Origin of the sequence: Methanocalculus chunghsingensis, from assembly GCF_018132105.1 — an archaeon.
GTDB classification, from domain to species: domain Archaea; phylum Halobacteriota; class Methanomicrobia; order Methanomicrobiales; family Methanocorpusculaceae; genus Methanocalculus; species Methanocalculus chunghsingensis.
Genome location: NZ_JWHL01000013.1, coordinates 1 through 20,982, shown reverse-complemented (window position 1 = coordinate 20,982; position 20,982 = coordinate 1). Strand labels below are relative to the sequence as shown.

The 20,982-nt window shown below is 54.3% G+C and carries 28 protein-coding genes; 11 read left to right on the top strand and 17 right to left on the bottom strand.

Going from position 1 to position 20,982, the window contains the following annotated elements:
- The first annotated feature begins 29 nt into the window (after positions 1–29).
- Genes ppsA through RJ53_RS08310 form a run of 7 tightly spaced genes read left to right on the top strand, consistent with a single transcriptional unit; the run spans position 30 to position 8,326 of the window.
- Complete coding sequence (ppsA, locus tag RJ53_RS08340; RefSeq protein ID WP_211531168.1) at positions 30–2,324, top strand: phosphoenolpyruvate synthase; 2,295 nt, start codon at positions 30–32, stop codon at positions 2,322–2,324.
- Positions 2,302–3,399 (top strand): tyrosine decarboxylase MfnA, encoded by a 1,098-nt coding sequence (mfnA, locus tag RJ53_RS08335; protein WP_211531167.1) that lies wholly within the window; start codon positions 2,302–2,304, stop codon positions 3,397–3,399. Before ppsA ends, mfnA begins: the two co-directional genes overlap by 23 nt.
- Positions 3,392–3,943: a hypoxanthine/guanine phosphoribosyltransferase gene (hpt, locus tag RJ53_RS08330; protein WP_211531166.1), complete on the top strand. Its 552-nt coding sequence runs from the start codon at positions 3,392–3,394 to the stop codon at positions 3,941–3,943. Before mfnA ends, hpt begins: the two co-directional genes overlap by 8 nt.
- Positions 3,921–4,871 carry a diphthamide biosynthesis enzyme Dph2 gene (gene dph2 / locus RJ53_RS08325; protein WP_211531165.1) on the top strand — a complete coding sequence of 317 codons (951 nt, stop codon included), beginning with the start codon at positions 3,921–3,923 and terminating at the stop codon, positions 4,869–4,871. Before hpt ends, dph2 begins: the two co-directional genes overlap by 23 nt.
- Positions 4,868–5,464 (top strand): METTL5 family protein, encoded by a 597-nt coding sequence (locus tag RJ53_RS08320; RefSeq protein WP_211531164.1) that lies wholly within the window; start codon positions 4,868–4,870, stop codon positions 5,462–5,464. The genes dph2 and RJ53_RS08320 overlap by 4 nt, the downstream gene beginning before the upstream one ends.
- Positions 5,465–6,616 carry an MFS transporter gene (locus RJ53_RS08315; protein ID WP_211531163.1) on the top strand — a complete coding sequence of 384 codons (1,152 nt, stop codon included), beginning with the start codon at positions 5,465–5,467 and terminating at the stop codon, positions 6,614–6,616.
- 60 nt (positions 6,617–6,676) lie between these two features.
- Positions 6,677–8,326: an ABC1 kinase family protein gene (locus RJ53_RS08310; RefSeq protein ID WP_211531162.1), complete on the top strand. Its 1,650-nt coding sequence runs from the start codon at positions 6,677–6,679 to the stop codon at positions 8,324–8,326.
- Between the two features lie 9 nt (positions 8,327–8,335).
- On the opposite strand, the gene RJ53_RS08305 is transcribed toward RJ53_RS08310, so the two are convergent.
- From RJ53_RS08305 to RJ53_RS08270, 8 genes are all read right to left on the bottom strand, one after another.
- Complete coding sequence (locus RJ53_RS08305; RefSeq protein ID WP_211531161.1) at positions 8,336–8,608, bottom strand: ferredoxin-thioredoxin reductase catalytic domain-containing protein; 273 nt, start codon at positions 8,606–8,608, stop codon at positions 8,336–8,338.
- A 44-nt stretch (positions 8,609–8,652) separates the two neighbouring features.
- Positions 8,653–8,928 (bottom strand): ferredoxin-thioredoxin reductase catalytic domain-containing protein, encoded by a 276-nt coding sequence (locus tag RJ53_RS08300; RefSeq protein ID WP_211531160.1) that lies wholly within the window; start codon positions 8,926–8,928, stop codon positions 8,653–8,655.
- An 11-nt stretch (positions 8,929–8,939) separates the two neighbouring features.
- Positions 8,940–9,635, bottom strand: coding sequence for a phosphoribosylformylglycinamidine synthase I (gene purQ / locus RJ53_RS08295; protein ID WP_211531159.1), 696 nt, complete (start codon positions 9,633–9,635; stop codon positions 8,940–8,942).
- Positions 9,635–9,877, bottom strand: a complete 243-nt coding sequence (gene purS, locus RJ53_RS08290) for a phosphoribosylformylglycinamidine synthase subunit PurS (protein WP_211531158.1) — start codon at positions 9,875–9,877, stop codon at positions 9,635–9,637. The genes purQ and purS overlap by 1 nt, the downstream gene beginning before the upstream one ends.
- Complete coding sequence (purC, locus tag RJ53_RS08285; RefSeq protein ID WP_211531157.1) at positions 9,874–10,590, bottom strand: phosphoribosylaminoimidazolesuccinocarboxamide synthase; 717 nt, start codon at positions 10,588–10,590, stop codon at positions 9,874–9,876. Before purC ends, purS begins: the two co-directional genes overlap by 4 nt.
- Complete coding sequence (gene cofG, locus RJ53_RS08280) at positions 10,587–11,570, bottom strand: 7,8-didemethyl-8-hydroxy-5-deazariboflavin synthase CofG (RefSeq protein WP_211531224.1); 984 nt, start codon at positions 11,568–11,570, stop codon at positions 10,587–10,589. Before cofG ends, purC begins: the two co-directional genes overlap by 4 nt.
- Before the next feature lie 31 nt (positions 11,571–11,601).
- On the bottom strand, positions 11,602–12,081 hold the full coding sequence (locus RJ53_RS08275; RefSeq protein ID WP_211531156.1) for an RDD family protein: 480 nt from the start codon (positions 12,079–12,081) through the stop codon (positions 11,602–11,604).
- 67 nt (positions 12,082–12,148) lie between these two features.
- Positions 12,149–13,603 (bottom strand): SulP family inorganic anion transporter, encoded by a 1,455-nt coding sequence (locus RJ53_RS08270; RefSeq protein ID WP_343221865.1) that lies wholly within the window; start codon positions 13,601–13,603, stop codon positions 12,149–12,151.
- 217 nt (positions 13,604–13,820) lie between these two features.
- Here RJ53_RS08270 and RJ53_RS08265 point away from each other — a divergent pair, with 217 nt between their 5' ends.
- A complete protein-coding gene (locus tag RJ53_RS08265) occupies positions 13,821–14,246 on the top strand; it encodes a universal stress protein (protein ID WP_211531154.1) in 426 nt (141 codons plus the stop codon).
- A 25-nt stretch (positions 14,247–14,271) separates the two neighbouring features.
- Here RJ53_RS08265 and RJ53_RS08260 read toward each other — a convergent pair whose 3' ends face one another.
- The 8 genes from RJ53_RS08260 to RJ53_RS08225 are packed head-to-tail and all read right to left on the bottom strand — an operon-like array spanning position 14,272 to position 18,997.
- Positions 14,272–14,622: a putative zinc-binding protein gene (locus RJ53_RS08260; protein WP_211531153.1), complete on the bottom strand. Its 351-nt coding sequence runs from the start codon at positions 14,620–14,622 to the stop codon at positions 14,272–14,274.
- The gene (locus tag RJ53_RS08255; RefSeq protein WP_211531152.1) at positions 14,619–15,026 is read right to left on the bottom strand and encodes an arsenate reductase ArsC; all 408 of its coding nucleotides are present in this window, start codon (positions 15,024–15,026) and stop codon (positions 14,619–14,621) included. The genes RJ53_RS08260 and RJ53_RS08255 overlap by 4 nt, the downstream gene beginning before the upstream one ends.
- 3 nt (positions 15,027–15,029) lie before the next feature.
- Complete coding sequence (locus RJ53_RS08250; RefSeq protein ID WP_211531151.1) at positions 15,030–15,896, bottom strand: universal stress protein; 867 nt, start codon at positions 15,894–15,896, stop codon at positions 15,030–15,032.
- Positions 15,893–16,972, bottom strand: a complete 1,080-nt coding sequence (gene arsB / locus RJ53_RS08245; protein ID WP_211531150.1) for an ACR3 family arsenite efflux transporter — start codon at positions 16,970–16,972, stop codon at positions 15,893–15,895. The genes RJ53_RS08250 and arsB overlap by 4 nt, the downstream gene beginning before the upstream one ends.
- 54 nt (positions 16,973–17,026) lie before the next feature.
- Positions 17,027–17,428, bottom strand: a complete 402-nt coding sequence (locus RJ53_RS08240) for a putative zinc-binding protein (protein WP_211531149.1) — start codon at positions 17,426–17,428, stop codon at positions 17,027–17,029.
- The gene (locus RJ53_RS08235) at positions 17,428–17,664 is read right to left on the bottom strand and encodes a thioredoxin family protein (RefSeq protein ID WP_211531148.1); all 237 of its coding nucleotides are present in this window, start codon (positions 17,662–17,664) and stop codon (positions 17,428–17,430) included. Before RJ53_RS08235 ends, RJ53_RS08240 begins: the two co-directional genes overlap by 1 nt.
- Positions 17,661–17,921, bottom strand: coding sequence for a hypothetical protein (locus RJ53_RS08230; RefSeq protein ID WP_211531147.1), 261 nt, complete (start codon positions 17,919–17,921; stop codon positions 17,661–17,663). Before RJ53_RS08230 ends, RJ53_RS08235 begins: the two co-directional genes overlap by 4 nt.
- Positions 17,922–17,926: 5 nt before the next feature.
- Entirely contained in the window at positions 17,927–18,997 is a 1,071-nt protein-coding gene (locus tag RJ53_RS08225) for a permease (protein WP_211531146.1), read from the bottom strand.
- Positions 18,998–19,224: 227 nt separating this feature from the next.
- Between RJ53_RS08225 and RJ53_RS08220 the strand changes: the two genes are divergently transcribed.
- From RJ53_RS08220 to RJ53_RS08210, 3 genes are all read left to right on the top strand, one after another.
- Positions 19,225–19,572: an ArsR/SmtB family transcription factor gene (locus RJ53_RS08220; protein ID WP_211531223.1), complete on the top strand. Its 348-nt coding sequence runs from the start codon at positions 19,225–19,227 to the stop codon at positions 19,570–19,572.
- A 118-nt stretch (positions 19,573–19,690) separates the two neighbouring features.
- The gene (locus RJ53_RS08215) at positions 19,691–20,098 is read left to right on the top strand and encodes a HEPN domain-containing protein (protein ID WP_211531145.1); all 408 of its coding nucleotides are present in this window, start codon (positions 19,691–19,693) and stop codon (positions 20,096–20,098) included.
- On the top strand, positions 20,041–20,385 hold the full coding sequence (locus RJ53_RS08210) for a nucleotidyltransferase domain-containing protein (protein WP_211531144.1): 345 nt from the start codon (positions 20,041–20,043) through the stop codon (positions 20,383–20,385). The genes RJ53_RS08215 and RJ53_RS08210 overlap by 58 nt, the downstream gene beginning before the upstream one ends.
- Before the next feature lie 240 nt (positions 20,386–20,625).
- Here RJ53_RS08210 and RJ53_RS08205 read toward each other — a convergent pair.
- Positions 20,626–20,982, bottom strand: a 357-nt coding sequence (locus tag RJ53_RS08205; RefSeq protein ID WP_281412437.1) for a helix-turn-helix domain-containing protein, incomplete at its 5' end; no start/stop codon positions are given.

The following is a 20,982-nucleotide window of genomic DNA, read 5'->3' as shown; positions in this document are numbered from 1 at the left end:
CCTCGGGTTGATTCATACCTGAGATTGCTATGAAGGATGCGCCGAACATTCTCTGGCTTGAGGAGATAAGGAAGGGCGATCTGCCCTCAGTGGGAGGAAAGGGTGCCTCCCTTGGTGAGATGGCATCGATTGGCCTTCCGGTCCCTCAGGCATACGTCGTTACAGCACAGGCTTTCCGCCGTTTTCTCGTTGATACCGGTCTGGAGGATTCACTTTACTCGATCCTTGAAGGACTGGATGTCGATGACAACAACGCACTTGAAGCTGCCGCCAGTAAAGCGAAGGACCTCATCATGTCCGTCCCGATTCCGGATGGTATGGCTGACGAGATACGGTCTGCTTATGACCGCATAGGGAAAAATACCGTCGTTGCAGTCAGATCAAGTGCGACTGCCGAAGATCTGCCTGATGCAAGTTTTGCCGGACAACAGGAGACATTCCTCAACATCGAAGGGGGCGATGATGTCATTGAGGCGGTACAGATGTGCTGGGCATCACTCTATGGTGCGCGTGCAGTCTATTACCGTTCAAAACAGGGTTTCGATGACCGGAGTGTTAATATCGCCGTCGTCGTTCAGGAGCTCATCTTCTCTGAGAAGGCTGGCGTTCTTTTTACCTCTCATCCGGTCACCGGTGAGCCGCTGACGATCATCGAAGGATCCTGGGGTCTTGGAGAGGCGGTCGTCTCTGGTTCAGTCTCCCCGGACAACTATGTCTTTGATCAGAGAAAACAGCGGGTCATCGATCGGATCATCGCAAGTAAGGAGACCGAGATAATTCCGGATGGTAGAAAAGGGACAATTGAAGTTGCCGTTTCTGATGAAAGAAAGAACGCGGTCGTCCTCTCGGAAGAAGAGATTGGACGGCTTGCCGCTCTTGGCAAACTCTCAGAGGATCATTATGGCACGCCCCAGGATATCGAGTGGGGCATCGTCGGTGATGATCTCTACATTCTCCAGTCCCGTCCAGTCACAACGATCAAAGCGCAGACCGGAGGCAAACCGAAAGATTCCTACACAGGATCCGGTTCCGTCATCCTTGAGGGCCAGGGCGCCTCACCCGGTATAGCGACCGGGCGTGTTGCGATCATCAAGCATATCAAGGATCAGGGATCGGTGAAGGAAGGGGATATTCTCGTTGCGAAGATGACCAATCCCGATATGGTTCCTGCGATGAGACGGGTCAGCGGGATCATCACCGATGAGGGTGGCATGACCTGCCATGCTGCGATCGTTTCACGTGAGCTCGGTACTCCGGCGGTCGTCGGAACGAAGAAAGCGACATCACTTCTGAAAGACGGTCAGATCGTCACCATCGATGGTGACCGGGGTGTCATCTATGAAGGCGAGGTGAAGGCGGCAGAAGAGACCCGTCCGGCCGATGTAACGGCGGTATCCGCACCGCTCATCACCTCGACACTCGTTAAAGTGAACGTCTCCCTCCCTGAAGCAGCACAGCGGGCTGCGGCAACCGGAGCAGACGGCGTCGGTCTCCTCAGGATTGAACATCTGATCCTCGGGATGAATAAAACCCCGCAATGGTTCATCACGAATCAGAAGGAAGAAGAATTCATCAGCGAGCTCTATGATGGCATTAAGATCATCCTCGATGCCTTCCCGGGAAAACCGGTCTGGGTCAGGACACTCGATGCACCGACGGATGAGTTCCGGAATATGGAGGGTGGCGAGGATGAGCCCGTTGAACACAACCCAATGCTTGGATGGCGCGGCATTCGGCGTGATTTATCGACACCGGGGCAGTTCCGGCTTCAGATAGAGGCATTTAAACGCCTCTGGAAGGCAGGCTATGAGAACCTGGGCCTGATGTTCCCACTGGTCAGCCATCCCCGCGAATTCATCCAGGCAAAATCCCTCCTTCGGGACTGGGGTGTTGATGTCGACGCTGTCACCCTTGGAATCATGGTTGAGGTCCCCTCCTCTGCTATCATGATCGATGAGTTCATCAAAGCAGGGATTAAGTTCGCCTCATTCGGGACGAACGATCTCGTCCAGTACACCCTCGCCGTGGACAGGAACAACGAGCATGTCGCCTCAATGTATGAACCGACCCATCCGGCAGTCCTGAAACTGATCGATTATGCCATCGGCAGATGCCGGGCGGCCGGTGTCGAATGTTCGATCTGCGGCCAGGCGGGATCCGATCCGAAGATGGTCTCCTGGCTCGTTGAGCATGGCATCCTGAGCGTATCGGCAAATATCGATGCAATTGCAAAGATCCGTGAGGCGGCTGCCAGGACCGAACAGAGAATGATCCTGAATATGGCATATTCCAAAGGTTCCAATGAAGGAGAACGGCTCTTCTGAGAAGGAACTCTTCTCATTTCTTTCGTCTGTCAGGAGTGACGACCTGTCATACGATCGGATCCTCTCATCCATGTGCACACGGCCGCATCCGGTGGCTGTTCGGGCACATATGCTCTTTATCGAGACGAATCTTGGTGATCCGGGTCTCTTCCCCGGAACGATGGGTCTTGAGGATGAGCTGATCCGGATGCTGGGCTCTCTTTTCCATCATCCGGATGCCGGAGGGTATGCAACATCCGGTGGAACGGAATCAAATATCCAGGCACTCAGGATCGCAAAGAAGCAGAAGCCTGTTGCCCGGCCAAATGTCATCATCCCGGCATCAGCCCACTTCTCCTTTGATAAGGCATGTGATATGCTTGGCCTTGAGATGCGGTCCGTTCCCCTTGATGCAACGTATCGGATGAATCCCGATACCGTCGCAGAGACTGTTGACTCTAATACGGTTGCCATCGTCAGTATCGTCGGCACGACCGAGTACGGGATGATCGATCCCATCAGGGATATTGCAGCAGTTGCCGGGGAGAACGGTGTCTTCTTCCATGTCGACGCCGCCTTCGGAGGGCTTGTTGCACCGTTCCTTGAAGGCATCCCTCCCTGGGATTTCACTGTTCCGGAGGTGTCGAGCATCTCTGTGGATCCCCATAAGATGGGGATGAGCACCATCCCCTGTGGTGCCCTGCTGCTCCGCGACCCCGGAGCGTTTGGCTGTCTTAACGTCGATACACCCTACCTCTCTGTGAAGAAGGAGTGTACGCTTGCGGGAACCCGTCCCGGTGCACCGGTTGCCGGTGCCTATGCGGTCCTGCAGTACCTCGGCCGGGAGGGTCTCTCTGCCATCGTCTCCGGCTGCATGGAGAATACACGCCGTCTCATTGAGGGGATGGAGGCATATGGTTATCCCCGTATCGTCACCCCTGATGTGAATGTCGCCACCTTTGACTGCCCCCTCACACCTGAGGGATGGCGGATCTCACGGACGAGGCAGGGGCATATGCGGACCGTCCTGATGCCGCATGTCACACGCGATGTCGTCGAATCATTCCTTTGTACAATCGGTGAAATGAATGCTTGAACAACTCAGAAAATCTTTTCAGTCCTGCCCGATTGTAAAACGGGGGGAATATAATTACTTCATCCACCCGATCACCGATGGTGTCCCGTTGGTTGAGCCTGCGCTCCTCAGGGATGTCGCATGTTCACTCTTCAAGGCGCTCGATCTCGCGGATGTCAATAAGATCGTCGTCACCGAGGCGATGGGAATTCATATCGGCACTGTCCTCTCCCTGATGACCGATATCCCCTATACCATCGTCAGGAAACGGGAGTACAAACTCCCCGGTGAGGTGACCATCGGCCAGACGACCGGGTACTCGAAGGGGACACTCTATCTCAACAGTGTCTTTGATGGTGACCGGATCGCCTTCATCGATGATGTGATCAGTACCGGAGGGACGATTCGCGCCCTCCTCCCGGCGATAGAATCGACCGGTGCAGAGATTGCTGATCTCTGTTTTGTTATCAACCGGGGCAACCCGGATATCGGCAGGCCGTATAAATCCCTGGTCAGTATCGATGTCGATTCAGAAGGCGTTCATGTCCTTGATTCCTACTTCTGAGATCATCAGGAAGGCGAAGATGCGTGGGGCGCAGCGTATCGCCTTACAGGCACCGGAGGGGCTGAAACGACGCCTCCCGGACCTGGCCGAAGAACTCAGGAGGGAAGGCTTCTCGGTCCTCATTTCGGGTGATCCCTGTTATGGCGCCTGTGACACAGCAGTCGATGCACTGGAGTGGGCAGATCTTCTGATCCATCTCGGCCACACCCCGCTCGGGGATGATCCCCGTATCCTCTTTGAGCCTGTCTGTATGGAGACAGAGATACCCCCGCTCGACCGCCTCATCTCTCTCCTGAAAGGGCCTGCTATCGGTCTCATATCGACGGTGCAGCATGCGCCATCCCTTCCCCGTCTCGCAGACGAGCTTCGGAAGCATGGGTTCCACCCTGTCATTGCCGCACCGTCACCACGGACACCCCTCCCCGGCCAGGTACTCGGCTGCACCTATGCTGCGGCACGTGAAGCCGGAGCAGACGAACTCGTCTACTTCGGGACCGGCCTCTTTCACCCGATCGGATCAGCGATAGCGACCGGCAGACGGGTGATCACGCTGGATCCCTTCACCGGTGATGCCGGGGTCGTGGAGACCGAACGGCTTCTCCGGCGTCGGTTCGCTGTCATCGAGAAGGCACGATCAGCAGATCGGTTTGGAATCATCGTCTCGCAGAAGTCCGGCCAGGAGAGGATGCGTCTGGCAGAGGCTCTCGCCGCCCTCCATCCCCGGGCCGGGATTGTTCTTCTCCGTGAAGTGAGTGGGGATCAGCTGATCAATCTTGGATTCCCCTGTTATGTGAATACCGCATGCCCCCGTCTGGCACTGGATGACCAGATCCGGTTTCCGGTTCCGGTCCTCTCCCCGCCTGAGTTTGAGATCCTCTGTGGCAGGAGGAAATGGGATGACTACGTCATAGATGAGATTGTTGCATGAAACTCCGGACACTTGAGATGAAAATGCAGCAGGTCGCCGGGATCCCGGATCCCGACCCCACAAAGGAGCAGTATCAGACCCCGGCGACGGTTGCCGCCCGCCTCCTCTTCGATGCATATCTTGCCGGGGATATTGATGGTGCATCAGTCTGTGATCTTGGATCAGGAACAGGTATTCTTGCAATTGGTGCAGCGCTCCTTGGTGCAGAACAGGTTACCGGATATGAGACGGAACAGAGACTGATCGAGGTTGCAGAGAAGAATGCGGCATCACTCTCCGTTGATTGTACCTTCATTGAAGCGGATATCACGGAGGTGTCGGGATCATTTGATACTGTCCTGATGAACCCCCCGTTCGGGGCTCAGAAAGTCCATGCCGACCGGCCATTCATCGATACGGCATTACGTATCGCCCCTGTCGTCTATGGGATCTTCAATGCAGGGACACTCCGTTTCCTCACCCCGTACATCGAGGGGAGGGCTGAGATCTCCGGTGTCGTCTCCGCCTCGTTTCCGATACCGCGAATGTTCTCGTTCCACCGACGCGATCTCCTTGAGATACCTGTCGAGATCGTCTGTATGAGGCGTATCTGAATGTTCAAAATTCCAAAGCCGATCACCGGCTATACAGCAGGACATATCGTCATTGATCTCTACAGCCCGGTGATCCCGGCGCTCATCCCCCTGCTTGTTCTCTATCCCGGGATCGGGTATTTCCTTGCAGGGCTCCTGGTGAGCGTCTTTCAAATCACCTCCTCGCTCTTCCAGCCGTTTGTCGGCTGGCTTTCAGACCGCTCCGGCTGGTCTGCTCCGATCTGGCTCTGCATCCTGACGAGCAGTATCTGCATCAGCCTCTATGGTATCGTCCAGAATTATTATCTCCTTCTCCTCTTCGCTGCCGGGGGAGGGGTAGCCCATGCCCTCTTCCACCCGTCCGCCCTCCTTCAGGTGCATGGACATACCTCAGATCATAACCGGGGTGCTCTCACCTCGTTCTTTGTCACCGGAGGAAACCTCGGTTTTGCAATAGGTCCGGTGATCGTGGGAGTTCTCATCGGTTTTGGCGGTCTTCCCGCACTTACCCTGATCGCGATCCCCGGGATATTGATGGCAGCCTATCTCTTCATGATGACGAGGCGGGAGGATCGCCCGGTTGCGGAGGTTCCGGAGAAGAAGCAGTTCGTTCCGATCGCGTACCGTCCGGTCAGCCTGATCGTCACCATCGCGGCACTCCGGTCATGGGTCATAATGGCATCGGTTGCCTTCTTCCCGGCATACCTGATCGCAACAGAAGGCTACTCGCTCGTCTTTGGGAACCTGATGCTCACCCTGATGCTCCTTGCCGGGGTGGTGGGGCAGATATCCGGCGGTATTCTCTCGGATCGGTACGGGCGGCGCGAGGTGACGATCATTGGTCTCTTCGCCTGCATCATTCCGTACGTCCTCTTCTTCATGACGAGCGGGTGGATGGCCCTCCTCCTGATGGTGGCAGTCGGGTATCTCACCTGGTCGACCTTCTCGGTGACGGTGACGATGGCACAGGAGTACCTCCCCGGCCGCGTCGGGCTGGCATCCGGCCTCCTTATCGGCTTTTCCATCGGAGCAGGCGGTCTTGGGGTCTCTGTCGTTGGCATCATCGCAGATTATCTGACGCTCTCCACCGCCCTTGTCGCCCTGACGATCCCCCTCATCATCGCCGCACTCCTCTCTCTTGCCATTCCGAAGAGGGAAGTCCAGGCGGTATGATCCCTCCATAACCTCTTTTACCTCACGGGATCATTCGTCATTGATCCGATGTTTGCAGGAATGAGACGGTACGGCCAGATTGCTGATATCCTTGTGAAGCATGGTTTTGGGATCGCTGTCGGCGAGCTCTTCCCCGGCCTCCCCCATCGTCTCCTCTCCAGGGGACCTGATGGGAGAGAGAAAGGGTACTCCGTGTATGAGCGGATACGTTGTGCGATTGAAGAGCTCGGGCCGACCTATATCAAATTTGGCCAGATCATGAGTACCCGGCGCGAACTTTTCCCGCCGGAGATGATCGCCGAACTCCTCCGGCTCCAGGATCAGGTCCCCCCGCTCCTCTTCTCTGAGATCCGGGTGATCCTTGACGAGAGCCTCCCCGGATGGGAAGAAAAGTTTGAGTATATCGATCCTCTTCCTGTCGCGGCTGCCTCTCTCTCCCAGGTGCATCGCGGGATCCTCAGTGACGGCACAGTTGTTGCTGTCAAGATTCAGCGTCCGGGTATCGGGGAGGTGATCGAGACCGATCTCCTCATCCTCACATCGCTTGCAGAACGGATTGAGCGTGTCTTCCCGGATCTCCGGGTCTTCAACCCGACCGGCATCGTCCGTGATTTTTCAGTACAGATCCGAAAAGAGCTTGATTTTACCCGTGATGGGAAGAATGCCGAGAGGATCAGAAATAATATGTCCTCGATAAAAGGCATCAGGGTTCCGAGGATCTTCTGGGAGGTGAGCTCCCGGCGGGTTCTGACGATGGAGTTTATCGATGGCGTCCGTATCGATGATACGGAATCGATCAGGCGAATGGGACTTGATTCAAAGGATATATCCGAGAAAGGATTTGCCGCCTATCTCAACCAGATCATGGTGGATGGCTTCTTCCATGGTGATCCGCATCCTGGAAACCTCCTTGTCATGGAGAACGGGGATCTGGCATTCCTCGACTTTGGCATCTGTATGCTTCTCCGTCCGGATCGGCGTGAAATATTTATCCGGCTTGTCCATGGCCTGGTTACCGCTGACGTGGATATCTCTCTCCAGGCATTCTCTGATCTCGGATTTTCCATCCCTGATGAAGAACAAGAGCTTTTCCGTGATGATCTCTATCTGCTCCTGATGGATTATTCAGATTATGAAGTGAGCCAGTATGACTTTTCAAAGGTGATCATTGAGCTCTCTGAGATGTTGAGAAAGTACCAGGTCAGGGTTCCCGGGGAATTTATGAGGTTGATGAAGGTGCTTGGGATGGTCACCGAGATCGCGCTCCTGCTTGATCCATCCTTTGTATTCAACCGGAGGGTGCGTCCATATCTCGAAGAGATAATGCAGGAACAGTACTTCTCTCCTGATGCGATAAAAAAAGAGATTAGAACAGGAATATCCTCATTACAGGCACTCCTGAGGATTCCTGATCAGGTGAATCTTGCATTGAGGCGGGTCGGTGAAGGGAAGATTCGTGTTGATATCGTTGCCGATGATATCAGAAGGCTTCAGGAGACGATCGATCGGTCAACCGACCGGATGACGATCACCCTCCTTATCTCATCGATCGTTATCGGATCATCCCTTCTTATCATCGCCTCCGATACAACGATCCGGTATTGTGGGTATATCGCCTTTACCGGGTATGCTATTGCTGTGATCGTCGGGATCTATATCATATCCCGTGCGATACGGATGGCACGGAACTCTCTTCACCGGCGCCGCTGAGTTTTGCTCTCAGCTGTGATCGAAGAAGAGGTTACAGTGACAGTGTCCGTCTGAGGCGATCTCGTCGGTATGATACCTGCATGGGCAGATGATTGCAGTGTCTGCCTCCGGCTCACCGGTCATTATCCTGCATGGGCAGTACCGTTCGCCCTTCTTCATCTGGTTCCGGACAAGACCCCGTATCACGGCATCGAGCACAACCGGATCCGGATTGAGAACCCATCCGTTCTCTTCGGCATATTGTTGCGCCCAGGAGAGGATCTCAGCACGCATCTTCTGCATAGGGGAGGATGATCACTCCTCAAATAAAAAAATTTGGTTGCCGGCTACTCTCTGAAGAAGAGGTTGCAGTGGCAGTGGCCATCGCCCCTGATCTCATCCATATGGTAGATGCAGGGGCAGATGATCTTTGCATCAACGTCAGGATCCCCGGTCATAATCCTGCATGGGCAGTATCGTTCCCCATGCCGCACCATCTTTCTGGCCAGGCCTCGGATGACGGCATCGAGCTGCTTTGCGTCCGGGTTAAGCTTTAATCCATTCGTTTCTGCGTACCGTTTCGCCCAGTCGCGGATCAGTCGTGCCGCCTCAAGTTCATCCATAACGCGCCTCCTTATGATTCTTCGGTATATGCGATCATCGAATCGAAGATCTTCTTCCCGTCAGTTGATCCGAGTATCTCCTCAGATGCCCGTTCGGGATGGGGCATCATCACAAGGACGTTCTCCTTTTCAGAGAGGAGACCGGTGATATTTCCGGTTGATCCGTTTGGATTGGCGGCATCACTGACATTTCCGTTCCTGTCACAGAACCGGAAGGCGACCCTCTTCTCTGCTTCAAGGCGCTGCAGGTCTGGATCCGGGATGATATAGCGCCCTTCTTTATGTGCGATCGGAATGCTGATGACCTCTCCCTCATTATAGAGCCTGGTGAATGGAGAGGTGGTGTTTTCGACCCTGAGGCAGGCGGGTTCGCAGATGAACTTCGGGTAGGCGTTGATGGTGAAGACTCCCGGTACCAGTCCGCTCTCTGCGGCAATCTGTGCACCATTACAGATTCCGAGAACGAGTGTCCCTTTTTCTGCTGCTCTGATGACATCTGCCATGATCGGTGTGCGGGCGGCGATCGCTCCTGCCCGGAGATAGTCACCGTAGCTGAAGCCGCCAGGAAGGATGATCGCATCGTACTCCCGGGTGATCCCGTCTTTGTACCAGATGAGGTCGCAGTCGGCACCACATACCTCACTGACCACATATGCAACATCCCGATCGCAGTTACTCCCCCCGAACTGAATAACCGCAGCCCGCATCAGAGGACCTCGATATCGTACCGGTGGATCACCGGGTTTGCAAGGAGCCGCTCACAGATATCCCGTCCAATATCCTCTGCCTTCTCCTTATCTTCTGCATCAAGGGTGATTCTGAACTGGTCGGATGTCTTCACCTGGTCTGTTGTATATCCGAGGTGTGCAATGGCACGCTGGATTGCTCCTGCCTCCGGATTGAGCATCCCTTCTTTTAAGCTGATGGTGATGATAAGATCAAACTTCATAGTTTTCCGCTCCCGGTGATTCTCCCGGTGACTGCCCGGTAGCTTTCCATGACATCTCCTTTCCCGAACCGATAGACGTCCTTGTCGAGGGATGTGTGTGTCCCTTTCTCCCAGAGCCGCATCGAGTCCATGCTGATCTCGTCTCCGAGCAGAATCCGGTCATTATATCTGCCAAACTCGACCTTGAAGTCGATGAGGTCGATACCGATGCTCTCAAAGAAGCTCTTGAGGATCTCGTTGATCCGCAGCGCCTCTGCCCTGACCGTCTGGATCTCCTCCTGGGTCATCAGACCGAGGGCGATGATGATCTCATCGTTGACCATCGGATCATTCCGTGTATCATCCTTGTAATCGATGGCGATGATGGGTTTCTCAAAGATATGTCCTTCAATGAAGGGGTATCTCCGGACGATGGATCCTGCGGCACGGTTTCTGACGATCACTTCAAGGGGGATCATCGAGAGCCGTTTTACCCTCATGGTGATCGGATCTTCCATCTTTATGAAGTGGGTCGGTACCCCGCCCTTCTCAAGAAGCTGGAAGAGAAATGCTGATACATCTGCATTTGAGGCACCTTTCCCCTCAAGCCGATCCTTCTTTCCCCCGTCAAATGCTGTAATATCGTCACGGAAGGAGACGATGAGTTCATCAGGCTTGTCTGAGAGGTAGATGGTCTTGGCTTTGCCACTGTAGAGAAGTTCACCCTGCGTCATGGATTTCGCTCCTGTATCTGTTTGTCGAGATCCATGATAAGTGGTGTGAGTGCCGGATCAAACCACCCCTTCCGGATGTACTGCGGATAGATGCAGAGCCGCTCCACAAGCCTGTATCCGTGTGTGATTTCACGCAGGCGCTCAAGTTCAGGCCATGGATGTTCAGGATTGATGTAATCGACGGTCACCGGGGAGACGCCGCCGAGATCATCGACCCCGTATCCGATGAACTCCTCTGCATCGGCGAGGTTTGGGGGGATCTGTACAGCAACATCGTCAGGCAGGATCGCGCGGGCGAGCCTGATCGTCTCTGAGAACTCTTCTTTGCCGACGGTTCCGTCCCTGCCCATCGGGGTGTCCGGCTTTGGGCAGAAGTTCTGGATGATCACCTCCTGGATATGGTGGTATCTCCGGTGAATCCCGGCAATCGTCTCGAGTGACTCCACCCTGTCCTTTTCCGTCTCGCCGATCCCGATGAGGAGGCCTGTTGTAAAGGGTATCTTCAGCCGTCCGGCATCCTCGATCATAGCGATCCTGACGTCGGGATCCTTTCCCGGTGACTCTCTGTGCGCGGGGATCCGTGCGGTCGTCTCAAGCATCAGCCCCATGCTTGCGTTGACCGTCCTGAATCGCTCAAGTTCTTCGGAGGTCAGGATTCCTGCATTTGTATGGGGGAGAAGGCCTGCTTCGATCGCCTCTTTTGAGAGATCATAACAGTAGTCGAGGATGTCGTCGTACCCGAACCGCCGGAGGAGGGGGGTGAACCCCTCCACCTCCCCGGGGCGCTCCCCGAAGGTGAAGAGTGCCTCGGTACAGCCCGTAGCAGCGCCGAGCCTGAGGCTTTCCCGAACTGCATCGGGCTCCATGATGCATCCTTCCCGCACAGGTGTCCGATATGAGCAGTATCCACAGATATTATGGCAGACCGTCGTTAAGGGGAGGAAGACGTTCCGTGAGTAGGTGATGGTGCGCACCTGCATGGTGATCGGGTTCGTCATCTATCCTCTTGAATCAGTCGTCCTTGCGGATGTATGTTACACCTTCCGGTTCAGGGTATTCAGACCGGATCACCATCGTCTCTGAGATCCGGTTTGCGAGGCGCAGACCGGTTCCCGGCATCCCGAGCCATCCGATGAGGCAGTCGAGGGGAAGGATGAATGCTTTTCCGAATGCGGAGACTGCGGCTCTGGGGATGCCCGCGGTCTCTCCTCTTCTCCCTGTCACCTTGAGGTTCATCACCATCTTCCCGACAGACTGGCCGCCTGTTCCCTCCATAATGGTCCAGTAGAAGAAGAGAAGAACGCTCCCTGACCAGAATGATGTGATGAACCAGAAGGTACCGGCAGAGAATGCAAGCTCAGATGCAGGGCTCCATCCCGTGATGGAAGAGATAAGCTGATCGATAAGCCTCATGCTCACGGAGATGAGGATGAGATCGATAAGCCATGCCCAGAATCTGGTCTCCCATCCGGCGATATGAATCTCTCCCATAGATGATCAGTGGTTTTCTGTTCTTCTCCATCATCAAGTGATACGGTTATGCGGGGTATGGTAGTACTCAGGAGTAGCCCCGATCCAGGGTCTCCTGGCTCTCCGGGTTGAGTCCTGTTACATAGACAGACTTCCCCTGCTGCTGGTACCGGTGGATCACCTTTGTGATCGCCTCAACCCCGGACTGATCCCATATATGGGACTGCCGGAAGTCGATCTCCACCTTTTCAGGGTCTCCTGTGTAGTCGAAGAAGTCCATGAATGTTGGTGTCGTTCCAAAGAAGAGCGGCCCTTTCATGGTATAGATCTTCACTCCATCGCTCCTGATGGTGGAGGTTGCATGGATGATCGAGCTTTTCCACGCAAAGATGAGGATTGCAAGGAGGATACCGGCGATGACTCCTTTTGCAAGATCATGTGTATAGACGACGATCGCCACGGTGACGAGCATCACTGCGGCATCCCCCCGTGGAATCTTGTGGAGGGTTTTGATCGAGTCCCATTCAAAGGTACTGGCAGCGACGATGATCATGACCCCGACGAGAGCTGCCATCGGTATCTGTGAGACGATATCTCCAAAGACGATGATGAGGGTGATCAAAACAAGGCCTGCAACGAGGGATGAGAGCCTCCCTGTCCCTCCGGATTTGACGTTGATGACGGACTGGCCGATCATCGCACATCCTGCCATTCCTCCGAAGAAACCGGTGATGGTGTTGGCAAGCCCCTGCCCCTTGATCTCACGATCCTTGTCGCTCTCGGTATCGGTCATCTCATCGACGATCGAGGCGGTGAGGAGTGACTCGAGGAGACCGACGATGACGAGGGTTACTGAGTAGGGGAGGATGATCAGCAGGGTCTCCAGTGTGAGCGGGATCTCCGGGATATGGAAAATGGGGAGTGCCCGGGTGATCTCGCCCATTCCGCCGACGGTGAGGAGATCAAGTTTCAGTGCGATGGCAGCAGCAGTCACAACAACGATCGCAACGAGTGCGGGCGGGACCGCCCGTGTCAGGCGGGGAAGGAGCAGGATGATGGCCATCGTTACCCCGACCAGGATGTAGACCGCGAGGGAGACTCCGACGAGGAACGGGAGCTGTGCCATGAAGATCAGGATCGCGAGGGCGTTGATGAACCCAAGGACGACTGAGTACGGGATGAACCTGATGTATCGCCCGATATTGAAGAAGCCGAGGAGAAGCTGCAGGGTGCCTGCCAGGATGGTCGCTGCAAGGAGATATTCGAGCCCGTGATCACGGACGAGGACGACCATCACCAGAGCCATCGCACCGGTTGCACCGGATATCATTCCCGGCCTGCCACCGGCAAATGCAATGATGACGGCGATACAGAAAGAGGCGTAGAGACCGACCATCGGATCGACCCCGGCGATGATGGAGAATGCAATCGCTTCAGGGATGAGAGCAAGGGCAACCGTCATGCCGGCGAGGGTATCTCCCTTTATATTGGAGAACCACGCCTTTTTTAGCGCGTTCAAATCTGCTTTTATATTAAAATTCACGGTGTATCCTCGTTATTTGTATGGTATGATGGCCATTGCTCTTCAGGGGTTTGGCATTACCATAGATGCAACACACATCGCCATTCATATACCATAAAGTACTGTCTGATTTGTGTTTTCGTGCTCCGACACTCTTATATGGTGGGGGGTTGCTCTCTTTGAAACAGATGTGCCGGTGTATTTGCTCCGGTGCGCCGATACCGGATAGAGGCTCCTTATGATTCAGACGATACTTCTTGCTATTGACGGTTCAGAGAATGCAAAGCGTGCAGCAGCACAAGCTTCTGATCTCGTCCTTGCACTTGACGGGGCGTCGCTTGTCGTCGTCTGCATCGCTCCCGAACCGCCGAACCAGTCACGGATTGTGAAGGCGAATTATGATGTCCATGCTGTTCTTGAAGAGGATGCACGTGTGATGGCAGGGATGATCCTTGATATCATCGAAAAGGAAGGGGTGTCCTATACGCTTGAGGTCGGGATGGGTGGCCCGGCAATTGAGATCATCAAAACCGCTGAGAAGGTTGGAGCTGATCTGATCGTCATCGGGAGCCGTGGGCTTGGCTCTCTGAAAGGGGCGGTGCTTGGAAGTGTCAGCCAGAAGGTGGCACAGCATGCCTCCTGCCCTGTGATGATCGTGAAGTAGGCCGGGTCTTCAAAGGATGGAGGGGTTATCCCCTTTTGATTCTTTTTTGGATAACTGCGGTAAGCTCTTCTATCTCCGAAAATGTCGGCTCTTTCATCCCATTTTTTACAATTCCACATTCGGTGGCGATGATGTGGTGATCCGGCCTTCTCTGAAGATGGTGAATCTTCTTCAGTGCACAGCAGTCAGTGCATCCGTCAAGGATGAGGAGTTCTTCTGTATGCCGGAGTACCTCATCGATCACTTCGCATTCCCGTGTTGCGGGGATGCAGCAGTCGATCTCGCCTGCGCATCGCTGATAAAGCAGAGCCGCAGACCGGGTGGTGAGTTTGCCGGTATTCGAGATGCCTGAGCAGGTGATGATGGTATAGCTCATGCTTTCCCGAAGCTCTCATCGATCCAGGTCGTGATAGCATCCCGTATCTCCCTGACGCCGGCCTGAATCTCCTCCTCGGTACCGGTTATCTTTGACGGATCCGGGAAGGTCTGGTGGATCGTCTCCTTCGCCCACGGGAAGAGCGGGCAGGTACCGGAGTCGCAGAGGGTGATGAGGAGATCCATTTCGATGCCATCGAAGTCGTCGATCAGTTTCGGGCGTTGGTCTCTGATATCGATCCCTATCTCAGCCATGGTATAAACTGCATACGGGTTTATACTCTCTACTGGTTCGCTCCCTGCAGAGAAAGCCTGAAAGCGGTTCCCATAGCGGGCGTTCATGTATCCTTCGGCGATCTGGGATCGCCCGGCATTATGTGTGCAGACAAAAAGTATCTTCTTCATAATTCACCTCACGATAAGGGTGTGGCATCCGGCACGATGGCTCACTGCCTCTGCCACCCCTCCAAGAGTTGTTCTTCTGGTTCCTGTCCGGCCGGTTGCACCCATCACAATCACAGTTGGCCGGAATGTTTCAGCAACACTGAGAATCTCGTCAATGGCATTTCCGGTCACCATCTCGGTGACGATCTGCGGGATTGCGAGATTCCTGAAATGCTCCTTAAGCCCTGCCAGCCGTACCGCATCCTTCTCATTGAAGGCGATGATCTCCTCCTTCGTCGCTGACCAGAGGCGGCGTGTATCCTGCACATGCATGATGATCAGGGACTCGGGGTTTGCAGCACTCATCCATTCGATAAAAGGAATACACTTCTCTGCGTCTTCAGAGAAGTCTGTCAGAAACAGGATCTTCTGAAAGACCGTCTTTGTGCTGAGGGTGCAGGTGTTTGGATCTCCCTCCTTCAGGATAGAGAGCCTGAGGATGAGAAGCGGGTGGGTTGCCTGGCTGAGAACATAATCGGTCTGGCTGCCAAGGAGTATTCTCGGGATGAGGCTTCGTCCATGTGATCCCATCACGATGAGGGATGGGTTTTCATCTTCTGCCGCCTCGATGATCTCAATCCCGGGGATGCCGCTCCTTACATCGGTTTTTATATCCTGGGTACCACAGGCAAAAAGCCGTCCTTTCCAGGTATTCATCACTTCTTTATCATGTTCAAGGAGGCTGGGATCTCCCCCGGTATCCCTGATATTCATCACGTACAGAAGGGTGATATCGTCCACTCCTGTTCTGGCAATCTCCTCCACAGCCGGGAGCATTGCTTTTGCTGAACCGTGGATCTCAATCGGGACAAGGATTTTTTCCAATTTCATACGGGTTCACCTCCAAATAGTCCCTGTGTTCGTAAGCATATCTTCACCAGCATCAGCATCAGCGGCACCTCGATCAGTACCCCGACGACGGTTGCCAGTGCCGCACCTGATGAGAGTCCAAAGAGGATGACGGCGGTTGCTATTGCCACCTCGAAGTGGTTTGATGCCCCTATCAGCCCGGCAGGTGCTGCATCCTCGTACGGGAGCTTCAGGTGCCGGGCGAGGAGGAAGTACGTGATGATGAAGATCAGAATCGTCTGTATCGTCAGCGGGATTGCGATCCAGAGGATCGTCAATGGGTTCTGGACGATGACATCTCCTTTGAAGGAGAAGAGGAGGACGAGCGTCCCAAGGAGGGCGATGATCGATACCGGTGTTAGGTAATGGAGGAATTTCGTCTCAAACCATGCTTTTCCTTTGTACTGCAGGATCCACCGGCGGGTCAGGTATCCGGCGGCAAGGGGCAGGGCGACATAGACGGCAACCGAGAGGAGGATCGTCTCCCATGGAATCGGCATCGCAGCTACGCCGAGGAGGAACCCGCCGAGCGGCGCATAGAGGAAGAGCATCAATAGTGAATTGATTGCCACCATCACAAGGGTGAGCCCCTGGTTCCCCTTCGAAAGGTATCCCCACATCAGCACCATCGCGGTACAGGGGGCGATGCCAAGGAGGATACACCCGGCGATGTAGCTCTGATAGAGATAGACTTCACTCCCATCAAGCAGGATCTCGGTTCCCGGCAGGAAGTCAACAAAGAGATACCCGAGGAAGAAGGTGGCGATGGCAAACATCGTGAAGGGTTTGATCGCCCAGTTGACAAAAAGCGTCAGCGCAACCGGCTTCGGGGTCTTTGCCGCCTTCATAACCTCCCCAAAATCGATCTTCACCATGATCGGGTACATCATGAAGAAGAGGGCGATTGCGATAGGAATCGAGATCTGGTACACAGAAAAGGAATCAAGGGTGACGGCAATCCCGGGCGCCACCCTCCCAAGGGCAATCCCCCCGATGATGCAGAGTCCCACCCAGAGGGTGAGGTATTTTTCAAAGGTACTCAGTTGTCTGTTCTCCATAGTATCCCCCGTTGTCAGGTATCTGCTGGCAGAGCCTCCATTCTCATGGTATGGTTATCCTTTCCGTCCTGCGCCTTCCCAGGCTGCGGATACGATCGTCTCCACGTCATCGTCGGTGTACTCCTTGGATCCACCCTTCCGGATGCCGCATTCGGTGGCGATGATATGCTGATGACAGGTTATCCCTTCTGCATCGGCGATTGTACGGGCGCACTGGACCGGGCATCCGTCCAGGATGATGATCTCATCTGTTGTGGCAAGGTTCGCCTTCAGCCCCTCTGATCCGGTGGCAAGGAGGGCGACACAGGCGGCCCCGCCGTATCCTTCCTCAGTCAGCTGAATTGCGGCCCTGTTTGTGATCTGGCCGACATTGGCAACCCCGGCACAGGGGAAGATGATCCGTTTGATCGCGAGGTCATCGGTGCATCCGCATCTGCAGCCTGGCTGGTCTGCCATCAGGCACCTCCAAGGATCTCTTTCAGTTCGGCAACATCCGCAACCCTGCCCGAGACCTTCAGCTCCCCATCAACGATTAACGCGGGTGTGAGCATTACATCCCGTTCCATGATGGCGGTGATCTCCTCCACCTTCACAATATCGGCTGAGATCCCGAGTTCGGCAACGGCTTTCTCGACATTCTTTGCAAGGCGTTTGCATTTCATGCATCCGGTTCCAAGGACTTCTATCTTCATGGTTTCACCTTATGTCTGTATTCTCTCATCAGGGCAGTGCAGTACGTCTCCTCTGCTGATGGGGGAATATAGTTAAAGATTTTTGTATATTTTATAAGCTCTTCTGCGATACGGTCGTCTGATTCGAGGTTCATGATCAACACTTTGTTGATGATCTCGTCGAGCAGGACAAGGCCGACGCTGATACCCCCAATATCAATCTGCCTGATCCGCCGGAGTGCATCGGCGGCACAGCATGGCTTCTTCAGGTGTACCATCCTCTTCACCCCATTATAAGTCCATAGCCAAATCCGGCGAGGGCAGAGAAGATGATCACGATAACTGCATAGACGACGGTCTTCTTCACCCCCATAATCCGTGAGATGACGAGGAGCGAGGGGAGGCTCACGGTCGGTCCGGAGAGGAGAAGAGCCAGTGCCGGCCCTTGTGCCATCATCCCTGATGTGTAGCCGAATGTCGTTCCGATCACCGGGACCTCAAGGAGCGTCGGCATATAGAGGATGGTACCGACGAATGAGGCGAGGAGGTTTGCCTGGAGGGTGCTCTCTCCGAAGTACGGGGCAAAGGTCTCCGGTGGGAGGAAGAAGGCGAGCATCCCGAGGGCGAATGTTCCGATGAGGAGGATCGGAAAGATCTTCTTTGTAAGATCCCAGGTCTCCCATCCCCACTCGGTCACCTCGTCTCGTTCGAAGAAGTATATCAGGAGATATGCCACCCCGAGGGTGAGGGCATAGATGATCGGGAACTTGATCATCCAGTCGATCGCGGCTGTTCCGACGATCAGGATACCGATGAGAAGGATGAAGAAGAGCGGGACGATCCATTTCGGCCGCTCCTCGTCACCCGTCGGTGCCTGCGGCATCGCCGCCATCCTCTTCTTCGTCGCCTCATCATCTGAACGGAAGAGTGCCGCCATGATCAGGCCGATTGCGATTGCCAGGATGATGGCAAAGACGGCACGTGCAAGGCCGAGATCAAAACCGAGTACCTTGGCGGTATAGACGACCGCAAGGATGTTGATCGCCGGGCCTGCATAGACGAAGGTGATGGCAGGCCCAATCCCGCTCCCCCGCTTGAAGAGGCCTGCGAACATCGGGAGGATGGTACAGGAGCAGACGGCAAGGACGGTGCCTGAGACGGATGCGATCCCGTATGCGACGGCTTTGGGCGCATCAGGGCTGAAGTACTTCATGATCGCGTCTTTTTTGATAAAGGCGGCGATACCTCCGGCGATGAAGAATGCCGGGATGAGGCAGGTGACGACATGCTCGGCGAGATATTCTGCAAGTGTCGTCCATCCCATCATGAGGGAGCCGGTGAGGAGGTCTGTCACAGGCTCCTCCTCTTCTTCTCTGTATTGTTGTCCATCTCTCAGCTCCTGATTTCAAATTTTGTTGAAATGATCTCCGTGGTTGATGGCTATATACCTTTCTATTACGGAACTTTTTGAAATAGCTTTTTGTTGCTTCGGACTGATTCTATTCTGGTATTCCTGATATGATACAAAGAGGTGGGAGAAGGGAAGGGCAGGCCACTGGCAGGGCAGATGAAGATGGCTGGATGGAGCTGCCGGCAGAGATCGAATCCTCCCTCTGCGAATGCGGGGGAATAACCGGGCTGATCGGCCGGCTCCCTCCCGAAGAGGTGGTGGAAGAGGCCGTCTCAACCTTCCGGGCACTTGCAGATCCCCTCCGGCTCAAGATCCTCACCCTCCTTGCGGTCCAGCCCCTCTGTGTCTGTGTCATCCGGGCTGTTCTTGGGATCGCCGACTCCCGTCTTTCATACCATCTCTCGATCCTGAAGAATGCAGGGTTGATCGCCGGTGAGCAGAGCGGGAACTGGATCATCTACCGGCTCACAGAGGGCGGGGAGCGGGTCAGGGGGCTGTTGCCCGGAAAGAAGGAGTGATGGTGGATCTGGTGGGTTGTTGCAGTGGTTATCTCAGATATTCCTGTGAATAAAGGGAATATTGATATGTCATACTCTCTCATCATCAGAAAGAAGCGTGGGGAATCTGGTACCAGCAATGGATGCAAATGAACGAGAGGCGGAACGCTGGTTTCGTCAGGGTGAGAAGGATCTGAGAAGCTCGAAGAACAGCCATTCATCCGGTGATTATGAGTGGGCATGTTTTCAGGCACAGCAGAGTAGCGAAAAGGTTCTCAAGGCTCTGCTGTATGCAAGGGGATTTCGGAGGATTCTAACCCATTCGATCTTTGAACTCATCATCGAGATTGGTATATTTGCGAATGAGATCATGGCTCTGAAGACCGAGGCAAAACTTCTTGATAGCGTTTATATCACCTCACGCTACCCGGACAGTATTGTTGGAAATCTGACCCCATCAGAATATTTTGAAGAGGAGGATGCGATACAATGCATCAGATCAGCAGAATTGATCTACGGGATCGCAAAGAAGCTGCTCTACGGCTGAGGGACCAGGTACAGGATTTTGCAGATGCGATCCGTCAGTCAGGGAGGGTGGCAGTCGTCATTCTGTTTGGATCACTTGCCAGGGGGGATTTCCACGAGGGGAGTGATATTGATCTCATCCTGATTGGTGATTTTCCCGAACGCTTTCACCTCCGTTCGCTTGCTTTCCGTGAACTGACCGATCTTCCCATCGAGCCGATCTGTTATACGCAGGACGAGTTTAAGGCTCTGATTCTGGAGGAGAACTCCTTTATACAGACTGTGCTCAGGGAAGGTATCCGGTTATGATCTGCCATTTCTCCTGATTAGTTCCCACTGAAAAGCTGGCTCACCTGCCGGCTCACAGAGGATGAGGGGGCCAGGGGGCTGTTGCCCGGAAAGAAGGAGTGATGGTGGATTTGAGGGCTTGTGCCATTCCGGATATGGTGAATGCCCTGGTATTTTGTCCGGTCTCTGGTGAAATCATCTGCCGGCAGGGGATGTGTGTCTATTGGCACGATTCTTGTTGCGTCTGGGGGGTAAAGAGAATTATATTCGTGTTCCCTCCTCGATTATCCTGACATAGTCTACAAACATATACTGCTTATATCGTTCTTTCCCGGTAATCTCTTCAAGTATTCCAATTTTCTCAAATTTTCCCACGAGATTGGTTGCAGACTGGCGGCTTATTCGTAACTCCTCTGTCACCTGCCCGATCGTGATGATCGGGCGATCAAAGAGTGTATCGATCAGCTTTACCGCATACACACCGCCGATATTTTTCTCCAGCAACCTTTCAATCAGCGTCTCCTTGAGCTGGATAATTTTCTTTGCTGTTTCAATAGAGTTATTAGATACGTCAATGACTCCCTGAAGGAAGAAGGCCAGTGGCAATGGCGGTGTAGA